Genomic DNA, 16,585 nt, shown 5'->3' with positions numbered 1-16,585 from the left:
TTATAACGGTCGATCAGAACTTTTTCGGCACGGGCAGCGGTCGGTCGATACAGTCATGGTCAGGTGCGCGCCGCGCAGGCAAGGGCACCAGCGACACCAATTCCTCTTCGACGATTTGATTGCTCATGGCCAATTCCAGCTCGGGGCAGTCAATGCTGAGCCAGTCACCGTGCTGGAGCGGCACATTCGCGGTGCGATGACTCAAGCTGTGAAACACGTAATGAACCAGCCCGGGCTCGAGAAACTGCTCATGTTTCTCCAGGAACTCCTCCGAGTATCGACGCAGACTCTGCCAGCGATGCAAACTCATCCGGTGGTGACTTGCCGTCAAGGGTTGGCCGTCGCGTTCTATCTGGACATTGATGGCCAAGTCAGCCTGCAATTCCCCCACGATCAATGCCGGGGCAATCGCACAGGTGCGCAAGTGCGCATGCGTTGAAGAAATGGCGTCGCGACTGTGCAATACATGATCGTGGATATCGTTACCCAGGGTAAAACCAATGAAGCGCAGCGCACCAAACGGGTCGACCCAATAGAGGCAGACAATGCACGGCTCGCTACTGATGCTTTGTGAATGATAGGGCACCTGCAAAGGGTCGCCGTCGGTCTTGAGCAGTCGGCCGTTACCTTTGTAATACCAGGCTTGTTCTGTCTTGGCGGTACAGAGCGTGATTTCGCTGATCTGGACCAACAAGTTGTTATCGGGCTTGAGCGGCGGTCGGTATTTCACCGCCGCAGGCGTAAGCGGGTAGGGCGTGGACGGCAGGTCCTTGAGATAAGACTCCCAGTCCATATTCCGATCCGCGCAATGAGCCAGGGCTTCATAAAGATTTCCCTGGGGTGGACGCACCTCCCGGCTTTGCCCGGACTTGAAGTCAAATACGCCAAGGCCTCCTCGCGGCACTGGAGAGTCCAGCAACATTACATAGTGGGTCATTACTTATCCTCCAGGGTCAAGCGTGCGGATAGGGGGGCGTAGTCCTTGAGTCCGTTGAACGCCGGGTTTGCCTCTTTGAGCCGTAAGGACAGCAAGCCCCCCGTGATACTTCCGGCCAGTGCCAGGAACAGAATCGCGGTAAGTCCCCACGTCATGGCGATGTAGCCGGCGACGACAGGGGCGACGCCCCCTCCAAGAATCTCTCCGCAGCCCACCACCAGGCCCGTCGCGGTGGCCAATAAACTGGGCGGCACTGATTCGCTGGTCAGTGGACCGACCGTCATGCAGATCAGGCTGAAGTTGATAAAGGACAAGAAAAATAATTGAAGGAACAGTAGCCAGGGCAACGGTGGGCTGACGATCAATAAACCCACCAACAGGGCGCTGATCATGAAGCAGATCGAGACCACGGGCTTGCGACCCAGTTGGTCGGACAAGCCGGGAATGACCAGTTGGCCAAAAAAACCACCCAGGCCAATTGCAGAAATGATCATGGCCATGGAGAAATTGCTCAGGTGCAGAATGTCTGTCAGGTAGCTAGGGAGCAGGGCGCACAGAACGAACTGGCACGTCAGTATGCAGAGCATCAAGGCAATATTGAGCCGCACATTCCCGCAGGACAGGGCCGCCCTCCACTGGCTTTTGGAGGTATGTGCAATCGACTCCGTGCTGGGCGCCTGGGTCGGTTGGTAGGTTCTATAGAGGTACCAGGCCACTAACAGGCCGGGTAACGAAATGATGGCGAATACGGCGCGCCAGGATCCGGACATTTCCAGCAATACGCCCGCCAGCAGCGGTCCGAGGCACAGGCCGATGATGGGGAACAAGGCCTGTTGAATCCCTAGATTGAGTCCGCGCCGGGAAGGCTGAGAGACTTCATCGGTGACAATGATACTGACCGGAGTGAAGGCCCCTTCGCAGACGCCCATCAAGGCGCGCAAGAGCACCAGGCCCACCAGGCCGGTGATCAATGCAGACGCACCGGCCAGAATCGATAGCAGGGTGATCGACAGCACCAGCAACTTCTTGGGGCCCAGTACCCTGATGGCGGCGCCCATGAACAGGGCAGAGCCTCCCCACGCAAATGCCAGGATGGCCGACAACATGCTCAAGTCCTGATAGTCCAGGGCCAAGTCACGCATGATCACCGGGAACAGCGGCATGATAATGAACCTGTCCAGTCCTACCAGCCCGAAGCTCAGCGACAGAAGCGTGATCATGCGTCTTTCATAGCCGCCCCAAGGTCGAGCGACCAGATACTTCATCTCCATGTTCTTTTCCTTCTTTCCCTAGCGCTTTCGAAGCCCTCTTGAGCGAGGTGAACGCCTGCGATTCATACTCCGGCAGCCAGGGGCAGGTGTGCCCCTGGCTGGGTGTCGGTGTTTTATCGGATCTGTCAGGCGACCCACTTGCCCACGGCCATTTCAGCGGTGAAACCGGGGCCGAAGGCCGCCAGCATGCCAGTCGCGCCATCGACAAGCCCGCTGTCAAACTGGCGCTTGAGCACATCGAAGACCACCACGCTGGCGATGTTCCCGGCTTCGCTCAAACTGTCGCGAGACTGCGCGACCCGGCCGGGTTCCAGGTCCAGTTGCAGGACCAGTTCATCAAGAATTTTCCGTCCGCCGGTATGGAAGATGAAAAAGTCGTTTTGAGCGCAATGTTGATTGAAGGTCTCGTAGTTCAATTCCTCCATCATTGGTGCGACATCTTTAATGGAGTTCATGACGGCCTTGTCCAGGGTAAAGTGAAAGCCACTGTCCTTAACGTCATATTTGATGTAGTGCTCGCTATCAGGCAGGAAGTAAGACCCGGTCTTGGCGATCTTGAAACCAGGCGCCTTGTCATCGGCGCGCATGACGCAGGCCGATACGGCATCGCCGAATAACGCCGCCGATATGAACGCGTGCAACTTGGTGTCCTGGGGTTGATAGCAGAGCGACGAGAACTCCAGGGAGACGATGAGGACATGGTTGTCCGGCGCCAGGCTGGCAAAATCATTGGCTCGATTGATCGCCGCAGCGCCTGCCACGCAGCCCAATTGAGCGATGGGCAGTTGTACGGTCGACGTCCGCAGCCCCAGGTCATTGATCAAGTGGGCCGTGAGCGAGGGCATCATGAAACCGGTGCACGATGTCACCGCGACCATGCGAATGTCGTCGATGGTCAGTCCGGCATTTTCAATGGCTTGGCGCGCCGCGATGGATGACATGCGGCGGGCTTCGCGCTCATAAACGATGCTGCGGTGGGTGAAGCCAGTGTGCACCGCCAGTTCATCGATAGGCAGGACCAAGTGCCGTTCGTTCACCTGTGTGTTTTGAATCATTCGTTTGGCAAGTGCCATTCGTGGATGATCATCATGCAACTGCTCTAGATGCTCGATCATTTGTTGCTGGGTGATCTTGTATTGCGGAAACAACAGACTGGGTTTGCAAAGAGTAGACATGACAAGTCCTCGGCTAGAAGCCAATAAAGTTAGAAGCACATTTAAGGCAATGACTGCAAAGCAAGACTCTGAAAAACAGAATCAAAGCTGCGGGCTGGGGAGCCAAAAAACTTGACTGTTGTTATCGAAAGAGCGGATGTGGCGGACGCCTTGTTTGTTATTTCACCAATACAAACTTATAGGCATATTGCCAGGCCAAGTTGCTTTCCCGGACATGTTTGCGAATAACCATGCGCACGGGCGCACCGCTGACGACTTGCCGGGGATCGGTGACATCTACGATTTCCGAGGCAATCACCAAGCCATCATCCAGACGCACCATCGCCATGAAGCGGGGCACGGTTTCGCCATAGCCCATGGCTGCCAGTATCGGATTCTCGGCATGGGCGCTGACTTGGATCGTGCCGGTGCGTGCGCAGCGATACGGTTCCACATTCAACGAATTGCACGCGCCGCAGACGGTGCGCCGAGGGAAGAAAATTTCTTCGCAATCCTGGCAACGGCTGCCTTCGAGGCGGTATTTGCCGCCATGCTCGCGCCATTCGCGCAACATGCTGGCGGTGGTCATGCGGTGAATCTGTTCAGGGTAAAGGGACATGGTCGGCTCCTTAATCGTTGGAAAGCACAATGACACTGTTGTGCGCGGCGTAACCGCCCAGGTTTTGCGAGACACCAATACGGGCGCCTTTGACTTGGTTGTTGGACTCGCCGCGAAGCTGTCGGAACAATTCAGTAATGTGCAAAATCCCATCGCAACCGGAGGCGTGGCCGCGTCCGATGTTGCCGCCGTCAGTGTTCAGGGGAAGTTGCCCATCAAGAGCTATGCCGCCTTCCAATACGAAGTCGCCTGCCTGGCCTGGACCACATACACCCATGGACTCCATTTGAATCAACCCGGCGCCCAGCAAGTCGTAGACTTGCGCCACATCGATATCCTTTGCAGTGATGCCGGCTTTTTTGTAGGCGATTTCTGCGCAGGCCATCGAGTTGGCGGAAACTGCCATGCCTACATCTTTTGGCAGCCCCGGAAATTGCAACGTCGGGTTGTGATAACGCGTGCCGAAATAGTGCGATACACCGGTGTAGGCACAGCCGCGGATAAATACCGGTTGGGTCGTGTAACGGTGCGCAAGGTGTTCGGCAACCAGGATGGCGCAACCACTGGCTTCGCCCCAGGCCAACATCGAGCCACACGCTTCGCTACTCTTGAGCGCTTCAAGGGACGGAATCGGCACGCCGTAGCGGGTGGCGGTGGGGGTGTTATGGGCATAGATACGCATCTGCCGCCCAAAGGTTGCCAATACATCCGCTTCACGTCCTGCATAGCCGAACTTTTCAAAATACTCGGCGGTCGCCAGGGCGAAGGCGTCTGTGTGTGAGATGCCTAGAAAATAATCGTATTCACATTCGGTGCTGGAGCCAATGTACTCGGCGTAGTTGATGTGGTCGGTCATTTTTTCGAAACCGCCACACAGGACGATGTCGTATTCACCTGAGGCGACCATTTGGTGAGCCATCTGGAAAGACACCGAACTACTCGTGCAGTTGGCAGTACTCATGAACGTGGGGGCAGGGCTGATACCCAAGGCATCGGAAATGGTCGGGCCCAGGCCTCCGTATTCAGAAATGCCTTCACCGTGGTAGCCGTAGGCAACAGCCTGGAGTTCGCGGGGATGCATCTTGATGGCGTTGAGCGCTTGGTAGGCGGACTCGACGATCATCTCCTTGAACGTCTGGCGAACTCTGGAACTGCCGGGCTTAGGGGTATAGGCAGCCGAAACGATAGCAACGCGTCGTGCGCTCATAAAAAGTGCTCCTTGCTGGATGAATTGGAATCAGAGATAGGCCGTCAGGGCGTAGTCGGGCCGCAAGTATTTGAACTCGTACTTGATCGACGTCCCGTAATCCACGTAGTACTTATCCTCCAGCAGCGTGCGCAGCGGAACGTTGGTCTTTTGATAGGCTTCGATGGCATCGGTGACGGTCAAGGCAATGGCATCGCTGCCCGCACCAAACCCATAGGAAACCACCAGGATTCGTTCACCGGGACGCGCTTGATCGAGGACGTTGACCAAGCCCAGCAAAGGGCTTGCTGCCCCAGCATCGCCGACACACTGGGCATAGATGCCAGGTTCGATTTGCGCCGTCGTGAATCCCAGGTGCTTGCCCAGAGAGTAGGGGGTTGAAACCAGGTTCTGTTGGAAGACGACATAATCGAAATCACCGGCCTGCGCATGGATCTTGGCCATCAATCCCGAGGCAGCACGGCGAGTCTGGTCTTCCAGGCCGATGCTGTTCTTGTCCGAGCCCAATCCCATCCCCGACCGGATATAGCGGTCCCCTTGAGGCCTGATGTTGTCAGCGACATCCGCCGCGCAAGAAAAACTTGCGTCAAAATGCGCGATCACATTTTCGGTACCCAACAGCAGGGCAGCGGCGCCCGCTCCGGCGTAGGACTCTGTCAAATCACCGGGGGCGGTGTTGCGGTTGATCGTATCGGCGCCCACTGCCAACGCGTTGCCCACCATGCCCGATGCTACCAAGGCGTATGCAATCTGAAGGGCGCTGGTGCCGGATTTGCCGGCAAACTGCACGTCTGCGCAAAAGGCGTCATAGCCGCAGCCAAGCATTTCCAGGATGATCGCGGCCGAGGCCCGGGAGTCATATGGATTGGTGCAGGTGCCAAGATAAAGCGCTTCAAGGGGACAAGGCGGCGCTTTGTCCAGTGCGCGCTGGGCGGCGAGGACGCCCAAGGTAATGACGTCTTCATCAGGTTGCAGCACAGCCCTTTCAAGGACGCCCAATTGACCCTTTACCAAGCTCAAATCGGTGTTTTTCCACACCTGGATCACGTCGTCCACCTTGAGCCGGCAGACCGGGATGCCCGCGCCATAGCTCACAATTCCTACTTTATTCATGTGTACTTCCTCCAGATTCCGTTCTTTCACCTGCTGGCAGAAAGCCGTGACAGGCGCATGAAATATTTAGAAACTATCTATTGGTGCTCGCAAAGTGATAAATGGCGGTCCCATGCCCCATAAATCGGCGGGTCCAAGCAGCAGAACCTACCGGTCAACCTATGAACAATAGGTTTGTTTTCGTGCAATCATTATGTATGATACGAAACGTACCGTATCGTTAAGGTAGCGTTAAAAATTTATGAATTTCCTTCTCATGTCTCCCTATATAGAGGTAATAAGCGCTCAAGAGACCCCCTGCTAAGCCGAAGCTGAGATCATATAAATATACAAAACGAAACGATCCGTTTCATTGCTTTTCGAGAGAATCCTATACCCTGAGTCTCTTTTGTCAAGCGCCATATTGGAGATTTTGATTTATGGCCCGTAAACCATCTCGGAGCTCCATTGGCTCATTGAGGAGCCCTCACACGCACAAAGCGATCATCATTTCTGCCATAGAAACACTTAAAGAGTGCGGTTACTCGGGGTTGAGCATCGAGGCGGTGGCCCGCCGCGCTGGCGCGAGCAAACCGACAATCTACCGGTGGTGGGGTAACAAGGCGGCCTTGATCGCCGAGGTCTACGAGAGTGAAAGCGAGCAGATTCGCAAGGAGCCTGATAAAGGCACTTTCAAGGAGAACCTCAATTTCTTGCTGCTCAATCTCTGGAAGGTCTGGCGAGAAACGATTTGCGGGGAGGCTTTTCGATGCGTCATTGCTGAGGCCCAGCTCGATCCCAGCACGCTGCCCAAGCTGAAAGACGAGTTCATGGAGCGGCGTAGGGAGTTGCCTCGCAAGCTGGTGGAAAAAGCTATTCAGCAGGGCGAGTTGCCCAAGGATACATCGCGTGAATTGCTCTTGGACATGATCTTTGGGTTTTGCTGGTACCGGCTGTTGACCGAGCAGTTGGAGGTGGAGGCAGATATCAATGAGTTCACGACACTGCTGATGAACGGGGTACTGCGCCCGACTTCGGCGGCGGTTCAAGACGCCGCCGAAGCCTGATTATCGGTGGGGTTGGGCTTATTTCGCGCCGCTGAATCGTGCATGAAGGCTCGGCAGGATGCTGGCCAGGTGGTTGAACTCACACAAGTCATGCACCGCAAATTCATAAGCCAGGGTTTCCAGCTCCACTTCTCCCAGGCCGTTTTCTTCCAGTAGCTGGGCGGCGCGCTCGGCGCCTGGAAAACGCTGCATGGCGGGGTGGCTGCCGACCCAGTAACGGCTCGTCAGGTACAAACCCTCCGGGCATTCCTTGAACAAGTGCGCCATCAGCGACACCGGTACTTGCGGTTCGTGGGCCAGGCTCATCAAGGCGCTGACACTGCCGTCTATTTTGGATTCGCGGTAAAGATCCGGACAGAAGCCCAGTTCGCAGGGGGCCCTGAAATCAATGTGCAGGTGCATGAGGCGGTCACCGACGTACTCTGAGGCGCAAAAGGTATTGCCATACAAGCGCTCCTCGAAGGTCAGGGTATCGTCCAGGAGGCGCTCGTGATGAACGCAGGGGTTTTCCACGTGGGCATAAGGAAACCACAGGGTGTAGCGTTCAGCCTCCAGTGGATGCCACATGAACCACCACTTGAGCATCTGCGCGGTGCAGTTGGGAAAAAACTTGCGACTTTGCACATAGGCCATCGGCCCTGGCAGCAGGGCGTATCCGGCCTCTTCGCTGATGAAATCAGCGGCGAGCATGCGGTTAAGGTCTTCAACGCTGGGCGTCAAGGCGTCAGCCAAGGGCATGGGGCCTTGCTGTATTTTTTCGACGGCACTGAGCGGCACGCTGATCTTCGAGCGGAAAAAGTCGGCGTAGGGTTTGCCTTGGATGGCCTGCTGATTGGCCAGGAACTGCTTCTGCATTGGCAATGAGAAGTAGGTGAAAGGTGTCATTACGCGCGCTTCCATGACGGTATTTCCTTGATAGTGCGCGAAAAGCCCGGAGCATCGGCTGCGAAGTCCTCGCGCGGTGTTGTAAAGGGACAATGACGGGACCAAAATAGGTAGGCTGAAATAAAAAGTCAAATTTGAATTAGAACTATAAAGAGATGAGCTCATGGACAATGCCATTGGCAAGCCTTCCCTGCCTCGTGCTTCGCGGCTCGATGGGCAGGCAACGCGGCTGCAGATTCTGGAAAAAGCGGGTGAATTGTTTGCCGAACAGGGATTGGCCAACACCACCAGCAAGCAGATTTGCGAACGTTCGCAAGCCAACAGTGCGGCGGTGAATTATCACTTCGTAAACAAAGAGGGCCTGTACCGCGCGGTATTGCTCGAAGCCCACGCTCGGTTGGTGCGGATGGAAACTCTGGTTTCGCTTAACGAGCGGCCCGGCTCGCCGCAAGACAAATTACGTGCCCTCATCACCGTGTTGGTCGAGCGCCTGCACGACCATCCGGATGGCTGGGCGCTGAAAGTGCTCACGCGCGAAGTGCTTTCGCCTTCTACCGAGTTTGAGGTGGTACTCAAGGAGCAGTCGTTTCCCAAGGCGCACATTCTGCGTGGCTTGCTTGGGCAAATCATGAACTTGCCAGCGGATCACCCGACAACGTTGCGCAGCGCCATCAGTGTCTTCGCCCCCTGTCTTTTCTTGCTTATAGCCCATCAGCCGTTAAAGCAGCATGTGCTGCAAGGGTTGAGTCTCGAGCCGCAGGGTTTGATCGACCACATGATGAGCTATGCCCTTGGTGGGCTCCAGGCAGTGGCCGCGACTGCGCACGACGCTGCAAACTGACGCGGGGTCCATGGTTATGGGGGGGCTACCGTTGGCGCGAGTCCAATGAGTAGGCACCGCCGCCGCGCGCGACGATGTAGAGGGCAAGAAACCCCATCAGCACAGGAAACTCGATGCCTCGATCTATCCAGGGCCATGTCGGCCCCAGCGCATAGCTGATCGCAACCATCTCAATGGCGATCAGCAGGGCGACGAGTCGGGTGCCGAGCCCTATCGCCAACATGAGCGCGCCGACCGTCTCCAGCAGCATGACCAGGAAGGCAAGCTGTGCCGCGAAAGGCAGCCCCATCACGTTCTGGATGAGGTTGATCGAGGCGGCCATTGGATCCGCCATCGAACCGTGGGAAATGCGCAGAACCTTTGGCAAACCGTGGGTCAGCAGGACCCCGGCGAAGATGATCCGCAGCAAGGTATACAGGAGCGCTTCGACGCGGGCGACTCGTTCAGTCGCAGCGGCTAACACGTGGCGCAGCGACGATAAGACTTGAGTGGTCATGGGGAATCCCTGGCAGGGTTGCTTGAAACGCTGACGCATGAATTCGATAACGACCCCTGCATTGTGCAAGGGGCGATACCTCTGCGAATACTCCCTGGGCGCTATTGCCCTTTGGCGGGCAGGCCCATCTTCGCCAGCGTCAGCGTTTCATCGGCGCGCCCCCATCCGCCGTCTGCAACCTCTTCGACAAGGACCATGGTGAACGGACGAACGCCCTCGCCGAAGTACTCGACGAACATCTCTGTGGTGCGATGGATGATCTCTTCTTTGCGGACGTGGTCCAGGATTCCTTCGGGGAATTTGTAGTTGGCAAATGGCATGGATCGACTCCGTGGTGTAGGAAAGATTCGGTAGGGTCAACAACCCAAGCGCATCTTTCCCCTTCAGGTCCATGGAATAAATCCCTCTGGATTGTCATCAGCATTCAACGTGCGTGAACAATCGGCCGCTCGGCTCAGTGCGAGTGACGCGGTTCACCACTGCGGGCAATCACGCGCAGATGCAACGTCGCCGGCTCCAGGCAGCCCCCTGTGGAAAGCTGTCCCACCAGTTGCCGGTACAGCTCCTGCCAAGGTGTTTGCGAGGGTGGGATATTCGGCGTCCATTCGCGGCGGCGTTGGGCCATCTCGGCGTCGTCGATCAGCAGGTTCACGGTGCGTGTGTTCAGGTCCACTTTCAGCCGGTCGTTGGTTTTCAGCAACGCCAGGCCTCCGCCCACGGCCGCTTCCGGGGACATGTTGAGGATCGACGGGCTCGCCGAAGTGCCGCTCTGACGTCCATCGCCGAGGCAGGGCAGGGAGTCGATGCCTTGCTTGATCAGCGCCGCCGGCGGGGCCATGTTCACCACTTCGGCGCTGCCGGGGTAGCCTACGGTGCCAACGCCACGGACCACCAGGATGCAGCGCTCGTCGATGTCCAGCGCCGGGTCGTCGATCCGCGCGTGATAGTCCTCCGGTCCTTCGAATACGATGGCCCGGGCTTCAAAGCTATTCTCGGCGCCGGGCTCGGACAGGTAGGTCTTGCGAAACGCCTCGCCCACCACCGACATCTTCATGATCGCGCTGTCGAAGAAGTTGCCGCTGAGCACGATGAAGCCGGCCCGGTGCTTGAGCGGGGTGTCGAAGGGATGGATCACATCGGTGTTGCTGGTCAGGCTGTTGCTGACGATTTCACCGATGGTCTTGCCGCTGACCGTGGCGCAGTCTTCATGCAGGCGCCCGGCTTTTTGCAGTTCATGCATGACCGAGGGCACGCCTCCGGCCCGATGGAAACCCTCGCCCAGGTACTTGCCCGCCGGCATGCAATTGACCAGCAGCGGCACGTCCTCGCCAATCCGTTGCCAGTCCTCCAGGCTCAGCTCGACGCCCATGTGCCGGGCGATGGCGATCAAGTGCGGCGGGCAGTTGCTCGAAGCGCCGAGTGCCGAGGCGACGGCGATGGCGTTCTCGAAGGCCTGGCGGGTCATGATCTGTGAGGGGCGTATGTCTTGCCGCACCAGGTCGCAGATGCGCTTGCCGGTGGCATAAGCCATTTGCCCGCGCTCGCGATAGGGCGCCGGAATGCTCGCGCAACCGGGCAGCGACATGCCCAGGGCTTCGGCCAGGGCGTTCATCGACAAGGCGGTGCCCATGGTATTGCAGTGACCCACCGACGGCGATGCCGCAGTGGTCATTTCCATGAAGCCTTCGTAGTCGATCTCGCCGGCGGCCATCAGGTTGCGTGCATGCCAGAGTACGGTGCCGGAGCCGATCAGTTCGCCCTTGTGGTGGCCGTCGAGCATTGGCCCGCCGGACAGGACAATGGCCGGCAGGTCGGTGGTCGCCGCGGCCATCAGGCAGGCCGGGGTGGTCTTGTCGCAGCCGGTGGTGAGCACCACGCCGTCCAATGGGTAACCGTGAAGAATCTCCACCAGCCCCAGGTACGCCAGGTTGCGGTCCAGTGCGGCGGTGGGGCGACGCGACTGTTCGGCGATCGGGTGCACCGGGAATTCCATGGGAATGCCGCCGGCATCACGGATACCGGCCTTGACCCGTTGGGCCAGTTCCAAGTGATGACGGTTGCAGGGGGTCAGGTCGCTGCCGGTCTGGGCGATGCCGATGATCGGGCGTCCCGACTGCAGTTCTTCGCGGGTCATGCCGTAGTTCATGTAGCGTTCGACATACAGGGCGGTCATGTCCGCGTGAGCCGGGTCATTGAACCATTGTTCGCTGCGCAGGCGGTGTTTTGGCGTGTCACTCATGATTCATTTCTCTCTTGTAATTGGATGAATCGGTCACGGCGTTTTAGCGGTCCAGCAGTCCTCGGGCGGCAAGGTTACGCAGCAAGGCGCTGACACCAAAGGTCCAGGGGGCGGCGTCGCAGCTGTGGGTCACCTGGTTATGCAGGCTTCCGAGCAACGGACTGCTGATGCTGACCACATCACCGCGTTTGTGGGTGAAACCGCTGCCGGCATGATCGCGGTCTTCGGTGGGGGCGAACAGGGTACCGAGAAACAGCACAAAACCATCCGGGTATTGGTGATTGGCGTTGAGTGTCTGGCCTGCCAGGTCCTGCGGGTCGCGGCTGATCTGGTTCATGGAGCTGGAGCCGTGCAGGCGGTAGCCATCCTCGCCGTGTACCTGAAGATCGACCACGCACTCCCTGACATCATCCAGGCTGAAGTGTTCGTCAAACAGGCGAATGAACGGCCCGATGGCGCAGGAGGCGTTGTTGTCCTTGGCCTTGCTCAGCAACAGTGCGCTGCGGCCTTCGAAATCCCGCAGGTTGACGTCGTTGCCCAGGCTGGCGCCGAGGATCTGGCCCCGGCTGTTCACGGCCAGCACCACTTCGGGCTCCGGGTTGTTCCAGTGCGAGCCGGGGTGAATACCGATGCGGCTGCCGCTGCCCACGGCGGCCAGGACCGGTGCCTTAGTGAAGATCTCCGCATCCGGGCCGATGCCGACCTCCAGGTACTGCGACCACATGCCCTGTTCGATAAGCAACGCTTTGAGGCGCATGGCTTGCTCGGAGCCCGGCACGATCGTGCGCAGGTTGTCGCCGATCACGCTGCGGACGGTGGCGCGTACGGCTTCGGCCTTCGCTGCATCGCCGCCGGCCTGTTCCTCGATCACACGCTCGATCATGCTGGCGGCGAAGGTCACGCCGGCGGCCTTGATCACTTGCAAGTCCAGTGGCGGCAACAGCGACGGTTTGCTCGGGTCGGCATCAGGGCCGGTGTTGGCCAGCAGGGCTTCGACACTGGCGATGAAGGTGCCGGGCGTCTGTCGCACGGCGGCCAGCGGCGATTCTGTTTCCAGCAGATCACTCAATGTCGCAAAACGATCCGAGAGATCGAATACACCGTCGCTGCGCAACGCAATGGGCGAAGGCCCGGCGATTCGGCCCGGCACCCAGGCACGACCAATCAGGGTTCCGGCCATACCATCGACCGGCAGGGTATTCTCGGGAGTAAGCAGTAGCGACATGGCAAGTCTTCCTGTTCGTAAAGCCTTCACGCTAGGGTGGCCGCTCGATAAACTCCAATGAGATATATTCAGTATTTGATAACGTCGGGTTATCGCCGGCCTGAGGAATAGCCATGTCAGATCTGTCCTTCTCCAGCTTCTGTGGCTGGCTCAAATTCCGCCACTTGCTGCTGATCGACACCTTGGGGCGCACCCGCAACATGCACCTGGCGGCGCAGCAGATGAACCTCAGCCAGCCGGCCATCAGCAAGATGCTCAAGGAAATCGAAAGCCTGCTCGGCTTTGCGCTGTTCGAACGGCTGCCACGGAGCATGCCGCCTACAGCTTTGGGCGAACACGTACTGCGGTATGCGCAGATTGCCTTGAATGATGCGCGCTCGTTCGTCGAGCAAATCAGCAGCTTGCGCGAGGGTGGTCACGGCTTTCTCAAGGTCGGCGGGATCTTTGCCGCCACTGCGGTGGCTTTGCCCGAGGCGATCTTGCAGATCAAGCAGCGCTGGCCGTTGCTGTCGATTGAAGTGGTGGAGCAGACCAGTAACCACCTGATGGAGATGCTTGAAGAGAAGACGCTCGACCTGGCGGTGGCCCGTTTTACCGATCAAAGCCAGCAGCAGCGCTATGACTTCCAGCCGTTGGCCCCGGAGCCGTTCTGCATCGTGGTCAACTATCGCCATCCGTTGGCCGGCGCGGGCCCGGTCTCCTTGCAGCAGTTGGTGGACTTGCCATGGATTCTCTACCCGGTCGGCACGCCGATTCGCGCACGCATGGAGCTGGCGTTCGCCGAGGCCGGGGTGGGAATGCCGCGCAACACCATCGACACCATTTCCATGCAGACCTTCCTCCAGGTGCTGCAACGCGGGCCCATGATCGGCATGCTGCCCCATGCGATGGTCGATCCGCTGCTCGAAAGCGGCCAGCTCAAGACCCTCGACACCCCGCTGCACCTGGTGCCGCAGGACTACGGCATTCTCACGCGCAAGGATGAGCCGTTGGTAGGCGCGGCGCTGGAGTTCGCCGAGATTCTCAAGGACAACGCCCGCCAGATGATTTGAAGACGCAATCGAAACTGTTTGGTCCGGGGACATGGTTAGCCTGTGGCGAGGGGATTTATTCCCGTTGGACTGCGCAGCAGTCCTAAACTCGGCCCCGCCTTCTGTCAGGTTGATTTCACGTTGAGCTTTTTGGGGCTGCTGCGCAGCCCAGCGGGGATAAATCCCCTCGCCACAAGTCATGCGCCTTGACTTAAATCCTCGTCCGGATTTCTAGAACCTTGATAACGGGCGGTTATCGACTAATCCAAAAATGCCATTGGGAAAGAATCGATCCCCGACAGTAGAGTCCTCGTTCAATCGCCGGATGATTCGCTCATTCGACGTGACCCAATAAAAACAATCAGGGGTTACCTCATGCAAACCATCTCCGAGCAGTTGCCCGCGCAGGCTCCCGCCTGCGAATTGGATTTCGAAGACCGGACCTACCGCAAGGTGGTCTGGCGGATCCTGCCCGTGTTGCTGTTGTGCTACATGGCGGCGTACCTCGATCGGGTGAACATCGGGTTCGCCAAGCTCGACATGCTCAACGAGCTGCAGTTCAGCAACACGGTGTATGCCTTGGGCGCCAGTATGTTTTTCTGGGGCTATTTCCTCTTCGAAGTCCCCAGCAACCTGTTGCTGCATCGCTTTGGCGCGCGGTTCTGGATTGCCCGGATCATGCTGTCCTGGGCGGTGATCTCCATGGCCGTGGCCTACACCGTGCCGCTGGCAGGCTTCTTCCACATCGAATCGAGCAGCATGTTCTACGTGCTGCGCTTCCTGTTGGGCATCTGCGAAGCGGGCTTTTTCCCCGGCGTGATCCTGTACCTCAACTACTGGTTCCCGACCCATCGGCAGAGCCGGGTGATGTCCGGGTTCCTGCTGGCGTTGCCGGTCAGTCTGACCCTGGGCGGGATACTTTCCGGTTGGCTGATGAACAGCATGCAAGGGGTGCATGGCCTGTCTGGCTGGCAATGGATGTTGCTGATCGAAGGCATTCCTTCGATCATCATGGCGTTCGTGGTGATCGTCTGCCTGGCCGACAACATCGACAAAGCCAAATGGCTGTCTGTCGCGGAAAAAGCCCTGCTCAAGGCCAACCTGCAAACCGACAACCAGGGCAAGGCCACGCGCTTGAGTGAAGTGTTCTTCAATCCTCGGGTGTGGTTGCTGGTGTTGATCCTGCTGACCTTCAACACCGGCTTCTATGGCCTGGCGTTCTGGATGCCGTCGATCATCAAGAGCACCGGTATCACCAACAGCTTGCACATCGGTTTGCTGACCGCCATTCCTTACTCGGTGGCAGTGGTGGCGATGCTACTCAACGCCCGGCACTCCAACCGCACCGGCGAGCGGCGCCTGCACGCGGCGATCCCGGCGTTCATTGGCGGAGCCGGCCTGATCCTCAGTGCGTTCTTCGCCGACAACCTGGTGTTGTCCGTGCTCTTTCTCAGTGTTTCCGCTTCCGGGATTCTCAGCCTGATGCCGATTTTCTGGACCCTGCCGGGCACCGTGCTGTCGGGCGTCGCCGCCGCAGCCGGCATTGGCATGATCAACGCCATCGGCAACCTGTCGGGCTTCACCGGTTCGATGATCACCGCGGTGGCGGAAACCCTCACGGGCAACATCAACAACGGCACCTATGTACTGGCCTTGTGTCTTTTGGTCAGTGGTGGACTGATCCTGGCCATTCCCGCCTCGATGCTCGGCAGGACACCCAAGCACGCCACCACGGCAGCGCAACTGGAGACCGCATGAACCTACAAAACAAGCGCGCACTGGTCACGGCAGCGGGGCAGGGCATTGGCTTGGCCAGCGCCGTTGCCTTCGCCCGGGCCGGTGCCGAGGTGTTCGCCACTGACATCGATATCCAGGCACTGGCGGGGATCGAAGGGATCACCGCCATGCCCCTGGACGTCACGTCGCCCTCTGCCATCAGCGCCGCCTGTGAACGCATCGGTGGGCTCGACGTGTTGTTCAACTGCGCAGGCTACGTGCACAGCGGCAACATACTGCAATGCGATGAAGCGGCCTGGGCACGTTCGATGGACCTCAATGTCACGGCCATGTACCGGATGATCCATGCGTTCCTGCCGGGCATGCTGGCCCGTGGCGGCGGTTCGATCATCAACATGTCTTCGGTGGCCTCCAGCGTCAAGGGCGTGCCCAATCGCTTCGCCTATGCCACCAGCAAGGCCGCAGTCGTGGGCCTGACCAAGGCCGTCGCCATCGACTTCGTCAGCCAGGGCATCCGCTGCAACGCGATCTGCCCAGGCACCGTGGATTCACCCTCGTTGCGTCAGCGCATCGCTGACCAGGCCGCGCAGCAGGGCGTGGATGAGGCGCAGGTCTACCGGCAATTTCTCGACCGCCAGCCCATGGGCCGCATCGGCCACACTGAAGAGATCGCGCAGTTGGCGTTGTACCTGGGCAGCGATGCGTCCGCCTACACCACGGGTGCCATCCACATCATCGACGGTGGCATGAGCATCTGAACCCCGGTCTTCACTTGAGCAGGAGC

At 58.5% G+C, this 16,585-nt stretch carries 16 protein-coding genes; 5 read left to right on the top strand and 11 right to left on the bottom strand.

Annotated elements, in window-relative coordinates; translation table 11 throughout:
* Positions 1 to 13: 13 nt before the first annotated feature.
* From BM300_RS01330 to BM300_RS01305, 6 genes are all read right to left on the bottom strand, one after another.
* Positions 14 to 937 carry a hypothetical protein gene (locus BM300_RS01330; RefSeq protein WP_063321693.1) on the bottom strand — a complete coding sequence of 308 codons (924 nt, stop codon included), beginning with the start codon at positions 935 to 937 and terminating at the stop codon, positions 14 to 16.
* On the bottom strand, positions 937 to 2,202 hold the full coding sequence (locus BM300_RS01325) for an MFS transporter (RefSeq protein ID WP_092142728.1): 1,266 nt from the start codon (positions 2,200 to 2,202) through the stop codon (positions 937 to 939). The genes BM300_RS01330 and BM300_RS01325 overlap by 1 nt, the downstream gene beginning before the upstream one ends.
* Before the next feature lie 131 nt (positions 2,203 to 2,333).
* On the bottom strand, positions 2,334 to 3,383 hold the full coding sequence (locus BM300_RS01320) for a type III polyketide synthase (RefSeq protein ID WP_063321692.1): 1,050 nt from the start codon (positions 3,381 to 3,383) through the stop codon (positions 2,334 to 2,336).
* A 157-nt stretch (positions 3,384 to 3,540) separates the two neighbouring features.
* A complete protein-coding gene (locus tag BM300_RS01315; protein WP_013693033.1) occupies positions 3,541 to 3,981 on the bottom strand; it encodes a Zn-ribbon domain-containing OB-fold protein in 441 nt (146 codons plus the stop codon).
* A 10-nt stretch (positions 3,982 to 3,991) separates the two neighbouring features.
* Positions 3,992 to 5,188, bottom strand: a complete 1,197-nt coding sequence (locus BM300_RS01310; protein ID WP_057447984.1) for a thiolase family protein — start codon at positions 5,186 to 5,188, stop codon at positions 3,992 to 3,994.
* A 30-nt stretch (positions 5,189 to 5,218) separates the two neighbouring features.
* Complete coding sequence (locus tag BM300_RS01305; RefSeq protein WP_092461763.1) at positions 5,219 to 6,301, bottom strand: hydroxymethylglutaryl-CoA synthase; 1,083 nt, start codon at positions 6,299 to 6,301, stop codon at positions 5,219 to 5,221.
* Between the two features lie 419 nt (positions 6,302 to 6,720).
* On the opposite strand from BM300_RS01305, the gene BM300_RS01300 reads away from it, so the two are divergent.
* On the top strand, positions 6,721 to 7,347 hold the full coding sequence (locus BM300_RS01300; protein WP_063321691.1) for a TetR/AcrR family transcriptional regulator: 627 nt from the start codon (positions 6,721 to 6,723) through the stop codon (positions 7,345 to 7,347).
* Between the two features lie 18 nt (positions 7,348 to 7,365).
* Here the strand turns inward: BM300_RS01300 and BM300_RS01295 are convergent, their stop codons facing one another.
* Complete coding sequence (locus tag BM300_RS01295; protein ID WP_092461761.1) at positions 7,366 to 8,247, bottom strand: 2,4-diacetylphloroglucinol hydrolase; 882 nt, start codon at positions 8,245 to 8,247, stop codon at positions 7,366 to 7,368.
* Between the two features lie 148 nt (positions 8,248 to 8,395).
* On the opposite strand from BM300_RS01295, the gene BM300_RS01290 reads away from it, so the two are divergent.
* On the top strand, positions 8,396 to 9,073 hold the full coding sequence (locus BM300_RS01290; RefSeq protein ID WP_092461759.1) for a TetR/AcrR family transcriptional regulator: 678 nt from the start codon (positions 8,396 to 8,398) through the stop codon (positions 9,071 to 9,073).
* A gap of 25 nt (positions 9,074 to 9,098) precedes the next feature.
* Here the strand turns inward: BM300_RS01290 and BM300_RS01285 are convergent, their stop codons facing one another.
* The 4 genes from BM300_RS01285 to BM300_RS01270 all read right to left on the bottom strand — a co-directional run bounded on the left by BM300_RS01285 (position 9,099) and on the right by BM300_RS01270 (position 13,033).
* Positions 9,099 to 9,569: a DoxX family protein gene (locus BM300_RS01285; RefSeq protein WP_092461757.1), complete on the bottom strand. Its 471-nt coding sequence runs from the start codon at positions 9,567 to 9,569 to the stop codon at positions 9,099 to 9,101.
* Positions 9,570 to 9,670: 101 nt separating this feature from the next.
* Positions 9,671 to 9,889 (bottom strand): tautomerase family protein, encoded by a 219-nt coding sequence (locus tag BM300_RS01280; RefSeq protein WP_092142102.1) that lies wholly within the window; start codon positions 9,887 to 9,889, stop codon positions 9,671 to 9,673.
* A gap of 134 nt (positions 9,890 to 10,023) precedes the next feature.
* The gene (locus tag BM300_RS01275; protein WP_092461755.1) at positions 10,024 to 11,808 is read right to left on the bottom strand and encodes an IlvD/Edd family dehydratase; all 1,785 of its coding nucleotides are present in this window, start codon (positions 11,806 to 11,808) and stop codon (positions 10,024 to 10,026) included.
* 43 nt (positions 11,809 to 11,851) lie between these two features.
* Positions 11,852 to 13,033, bottom strand: a complete 1,182-nt coding sequence (locus tag BM300_RS01270; protein ID WP_092461753.1) for a fumarylacetoacetate hydrolase family protein — start codon at positions 13,031 to 13,033, stop codon at positions 11,852 to 11,854.
* Positions 13,034 to 13,146: 113 nt separating this feature from the next.
* Here BM300_RS01270 and BM300_RS01265 point away from each other — a divergent pair, with 113 nt between their 5' ends.
* The 3 genes from BM300_RS01265 (at position 13,147) to BM300_RS01255 (ending at position 16,559) form a co-directional block, all read left to right on the top strand.
* Positions 13,147 to 14,085, top strand: a complete 939-nt coding sequence (locus BM300_RS01265) for a LysR family transcriptional regulator (RefSeq protein WP_063321685.1) — start codon at positions 13,147 to 13,149, stop codon at positions 14,083 to 14,085.
* A gap of 354 nt (positions 14,086 to 14,439) precedes the next feature.
* Positions 14,440 to 15,822: an MFS transporter gene (locus tag BM300_RS01260; RefSeq protein ID WP_092461751.1), complete on the top strand. Its 1,383-nt coding sequence runs from the start codon at positions 14,440 to 14,442 to the stop codon at positions 15,820 to 15,822.
* Complete coding sequence (locus BM300_RS01255; protein WP_092461749.1) at positions 15,819 to 16,559, top strand: SDR family oxidoreductase; 741 nt, start codon at positions 15,819 to 15,821, stop codon at positions 16,557 to 16,559. The genes BM300_RS01260 and BM300_RS01255 overlap by 4 nt, the downstream gene beginning before the upstream one ends.
* The last annotated feature ends 26 nt before the right edge of the window (positions 16,560 to 16,585 follow it).

It is taken from the genome of Pseudomonas sp. NFACC46-3 (genome assembly GCF_900114515.1).
Classification (GTDB): domain Bacteria; phylum Pseudomonadota; class Gammaproteobacteria; order Pseudomonadales; family Pseudomonadaceae; genus Aquipseudomonas; species Aquipseudomonas fluorescens_Q.
The sequence above is the reverse complement of the archived record's forward strand: the minus strand, read 5'-3'. Positions and strand labels throughout refer to the sequence as shown.